Origin of the sequence: Bacillus sp. Root131 (assembly GCF_001429475.1) — a bacterium.
GTDB classification, from domain to species: Bacteria; Bacillota; Bacilli; order Bacillales; family Bacillaceae_G; genus Bacillus_A; species Bacillus_A thuringiensis_S.
The window spans coordinates 2,501-6,530 of record NZ_LMJQ01000012.1 but is presented as its reverse complement, the minus strand read 5'-3'; the positions used below and the strand labels follow the sequence as shown (position 1 = coordinate 6,530).

Genomic DNA, 4,030 nt, shown 5'->3' with positions numbered 1-4,030 from the left:
AAAAATGGAGGAGGTAGAGGGATTCGAACCCCCGCGCGACTCTCGCCGCCTGTCGGTTTTCAAGACCGATCCCTTCAGCCGAACTTGGGTATACCTCCGAGATATAAACCTTTAGTGGTGGACCTTGTAGGACTCGAACCTACGACCGGACGGTTATGAGCCGTCTGCTCTAACCAGCTGAGCTAAAGGTCCTTTATGGTAGCGGCGGAGGGGATCGAACCCCCGACCTCACGGGTATGAACCGTACGCTCTAGCCAGCTGAGCTACACCGCCATAAATGATATTAAAATAAGTGGAGCCTAGCGGGATCGAACCGCTGACCTCCTGCGTGCAAGGCAGGCGCTCTCCCAGCTGAGCTAAGGCCCCATGTTTTTKGKAATATCGGGAAGACAGGATTTGAACCTGCGACCCCCTGGTCCCAAACCAGGTGCTCTACCAAGCTGAGCCACTTCCCGTTAATAAAAGCGCGCCCGAGAGGAGTCGAACCCCTAACCTCTTGATCCGTAGTCAAACGCTCTATCCAATTGAGCTACGGGCGCATATGGTGCCGAGGGCGGGGGTCGAACCCGCACGGTGGTCACCCACCGCAGGATTTTAAGTCCTGTGCGTCTGCCTGTTCCGCCACCCCGGCATGTCATATTGAAAATTGGAGCGGAAGACGGGATTCGAACCCGCGACCCCAACCTTGGCAAGGTTGTATTCTACCACTGAACTACTTCCGCAAGACATGTNTGTCATATTGAAAATTGGAGCGGAAGACGGGATTCGAACCCGCGACCCCAACCTTGGCAAGGTTGTATTCTACCACTGAACTACTTCCGCAAGACATGTTTGAGATATTTTATTAAAAGTGCGGGTGAAGGGAGTCGAACCCCCACGCCAAAGGCGCTAGATCCTAAGTCTAGTGCGTCTGCCAATTCCGCCACACCCGCATATTAATATTTTAAGAAAAAATGGGGCGACTGATGGGAATCGAACCCACGAATGCCGGAGCCACAATCCGGTGCGTTAACCACTTCGCCACAACCGCCATGATTTTCTGGTGCCGACTAGAGGACTTGAACCCCCAACCTACTGATTACAAGTCAGTTGCTCTACCAATTGAGCTAAGTCGGCTAAATGGTGGAGGATGACGGGATCGAACCGCCGACCCCCTGCTTGTAAGGCAGGTGCTCTCCCAGCTGAGCTAATCCTCCATTTGCCTGGCAACGTCCTACTCTCACAGGGACAAGGTCCCAACTACCATCGGCGCTAGAGAGCTTAACTTCCGTGTTCGGTATGGGAACGGGTGTGACCTCTCTGCCATCATTACGTCCTACTCTCACAGGGACAAGGTCCCAACTACCATCGGCGCTAGAGAGCTTAACTTCCGTGTTCGGTATGGGAACGGGTGTGACCTCTCTGCCATCATCACCAAACTATGAAGGCATATTCYTTCAAAACTAGATAACATTGCTWCATATTATATGGTTAAGTCCTCGATCTATTAGTATTCGTCAGCTCCACATGTCACCATGCTTCCACCTCGAACCTATCAACCTGATCATCTTTCAGGGATCTTACTAGCTTACGCTATGGGAAATCTCATCTTGAGGGGGGCTTCATGCTTAGATGCTTTCAGCACTTATCCCTTCCGCACATAGCTACCCAGCTATGCCCTTGGCAGAACAACTGGTACACCAGCGGTGCGTCCATCCCGGTCCTCTCGTACTAAGGACAGCTCCTCTCAAATTTCCTACGCCCACGACGGATAGGGACCGAACTGTCTCACGACGTTCTGAACCCAGCTCGCGTACCGCTTTAATGGGCGAACAGCCCAACCCTTGGGACCGACTACAGCCCCAGGATGCGATGAGCCGACATCGAGGTGCCAAACCTCCCCGTCGATGTGGACTCTTGGGGGAGATAAGCCTGTTATCCCCGGGGTAGCTTTTATCCGTTGAGCGATGGCCCTTCCATGCGGAACCACCGGATCACTAAGCCCGACTTTCGTCCCTGCTCGACTTGTAGGTCTCGCAGTCAAGCTCCCTTATGCCTTTGCACTCTACGAATGATTTCCAACCATTCTGAGGGAACCTTTGGGCGCCTCCGTTACACTTTAGGAGGCGACCGCCCCAGTCAAACTGCCCACCTGACACTGTCTCCCGGGTCGATAAGACCCGTAGGTTAGAATTTCAATACAGTCAGGGCGGTATCCCACCAGCGCCTCCACCGAAGCTAGCGCTCCGGTTTCAATGGCTCCCGCCTATCCTGTACAAACTGTACCAAAATTCAATATCAGGCTACAGTAAAGCTCCACGGGGTCTTTCCGTCCTGTCGCGGGTAACCTGCATCTTCACAGGTACTATAATTTCACCGAGTCTCTGGTTGAGACAGTGCCCAAATCGTTACACCTTTCGTGCGGGTCGGAACTTACCCGACAAGGAATTTCGCTACCTTAGGACCGTTATAGTTACGGCCGCCGTTTACTGGGGCTTCAGTTCAGAGCTTCGCTTACGCTAACCCCTCTCCTTAACCTTCCAGCACCGGGCAGGTGTCACCCCCTATACTTCGCCTTACGGCTTCGCAGAGAGCTGTGTTTTTGCTAAACAGTCGCTTGGGCCTATTCACTGCGGCTTTCCGTTAAGAAAGCACCCCTTCTCCCGAAGTTACGGGGTCATTTTGCCGAGTTCCTTAACCAGAGTTCTCTCGCACACCTTAGGATTCTCTCCTCGCCTACCTGTGTCGGTTTGCGGTACAGGCACCTTTTATCTCGCTAGAAGCTTTTCTTGGCAGCGGGGAATCAAAGACTTCGCTCCATAAGGAGCTTCCCCATCACAGCTCAGCCTTYACGATAAGCGGATTTGCCTACTTATCAGCCTAACTGCTTGGACGTGCACAACCAATCGCACGCTTCTTCTATCCTTCTGCGTCCCTCCATTGCTCAAACGATAAAGAGGTGGTACAGGAATATCAACCTGTTGTCCATCGCCTACGCCTGTCGGCCTCGGCTTAGGTCCTGACTAACCCTGAGCGGACGAGCCTTCCTCAGGAAACCTTAGGCATTCGGTGGACGGGATTCTCACCCGTCTTTCGCTACTCATACCGGCATTCTCACTTCTAAGCGCTCCACCAGTCCTTCCGGTCTGACTTCACTGCACTTAGAACGCTCCCCTACCACTGATACCATTGGTATCAATTCGCAGCTTCGGTGGTGTATTTAGCCCCGGTACATTTTCGGCGCAGAGTCACTCGACTAGTGAGCTATTACGCACTCTTTAAATGGTGGCTGCTTCTAAGCCAACATCCTAGTTGTCTAAGCAACTCCACATCCTTTTCCACTTAATACACACTTTGGGACCTTAGCTGGCGATCTGGGCTGTTTCCCTCTTGACTACGGATCTTATCACTCGCAGTCTGACTCCTAAGGATAAGTCATTGGCATTCGGAGTTTGACTGAATTCGGTAATCCGATGAGGACCCCTAGTTCAATCAGTGCTCTACCTCCAAGACTCTTACACTTAAGGCTAGCCCTAAAGCTATTTCGGGGAGAACCAGCTATCTCCAGGTTCGATTGGAATTTCTCCGCTACCCACACCTCATCCCCGCACTTTTCAACGTGCGTGGGTTCGGGCCTCCATTCAGTGTTACCTGAACTTCACCCTGGACATGGGTAGATCACCTGGTTTCGGGTCTACGACCACGTACTAAACGCCCTATTCAGACTCGCTTTCGCTGCGGCTCCGCCTCTTCAGCTTAACCTYGCACGGGATCGTAACTCGCCGGTTCATTCTACAAAAGGCACGCCATCACCCATTAACGGGCTCTGACTATTTGTAGGCACACGGTTTCAGGATCTCTTTCACTCCCCTTCCGGGGTGCTTTTCACCTTTCCCTCACGGTACTGGTTCACTATCGATCACTAGGGAGTATTTAGCCTTGGGAGATGGTCCTCCCAGATTCCGACGGAATTTCACGTGTTCCGCCGTACTCAGGATACATTCAAGAGAGAACGAAGTTTCGACTACGGGGTTGTTACCCTCTACGACGG

13 tRNA genes and 2 rRNA genes (1 of these 15 only partly in view) are annotated in these 4,030 nt (G+C 52.4%); all 15 read right to left on the bottom strand.

Annotation, left to right across the window (positions count from 1 at the left end):
* Positions 1-5: 5 nt before the first annotated feature.
* Positions 6-98: transfer RNA gene (locus ASE54_RS20855), tRNA-Ser, on the bottom strand.
* Positions 99-115: 17 nt separating this feature from the next.
* Positions 116-192, bottom strand: a tRNA-Ile gene (locus ASE54_RS20850).
* Between the two features lie 4 nt (positions 193-196).
* Positions 197-273: transfer RNA gene (locus ASE54_RS20845), tRNA-Met, on the bottom strand.
* Positions 274-293: 20 nt separating this feature from the next.
* Positions 294-366 (bottom strand) — tRNA-Ala (locus ASE54_RS20840).
* Between the two features lie 15 nt (positions 367-381).
* Positions 382-455, bottom strand: a tRNA-Pro gene (locus ASE54_RS20835).
* 10 nt (positions 456-465) lie between these two features.
* Positions 466-539 (bottom strand) — tRNA-Arg (locus ASE54_RS20830).
* Between the two features lie 3 nt (positions 540-542).
* Positions 543-631, bottom strand: a tRNA-Leu gene (locus tag ASE54_RS20825).
* 16 nt (positions 632-647) lie between these two features.
* Positions 648-722: transfer RNA gene (locus ASE54_RS20820), tRNA-Gly, on the bottom strand.
* Between the two features lie 25 nt (positions 723-747).
* A tRNA-Gly gene (locus ASE54_RS20815) sits at positions 748-822 on the bottom strand.
* Positions 823-851: 29 nt separating this feature from the next.
* Positions 852-932 (bottom strand) — tRNA-Leu (locus ASE54_RS20810).
* A gap of 22 nt (positions 933-954) precedes the next feature.
* Positions 955-1,030, bottom strand: a tRNA-His gene (locus tag ASE54_RS20805).
* Positions 1,031-1,040: 10 nt separating this feature from the next.
* Positions 1,041-1,116, bottom strand: a tRNA-Thr gene (locus ASE54_RS20800).
* Positions 1,117-1,120: 4 nt separating this feature from the next.
* Positions 1,121-1,196: transfer RNA gene (locus ASE54_RS20795), tRNA-Val, on the bottom strand.
* Between the two features lie 4 nt (positions 1,197-1,200).
* A 5S ribosomal RNA gene (rrf, locus tag ASE54_RS20790) occupies positions 1,201-1,316 on the bottom strand.
* 150 nt (positions 1,317-1,466) lie between these two features.
* Positions 1,467-4,030 (bottom strand): 23S ribosomal RNA (locus ASE54_RS20785); it runs 358 nt beyond the window's last position.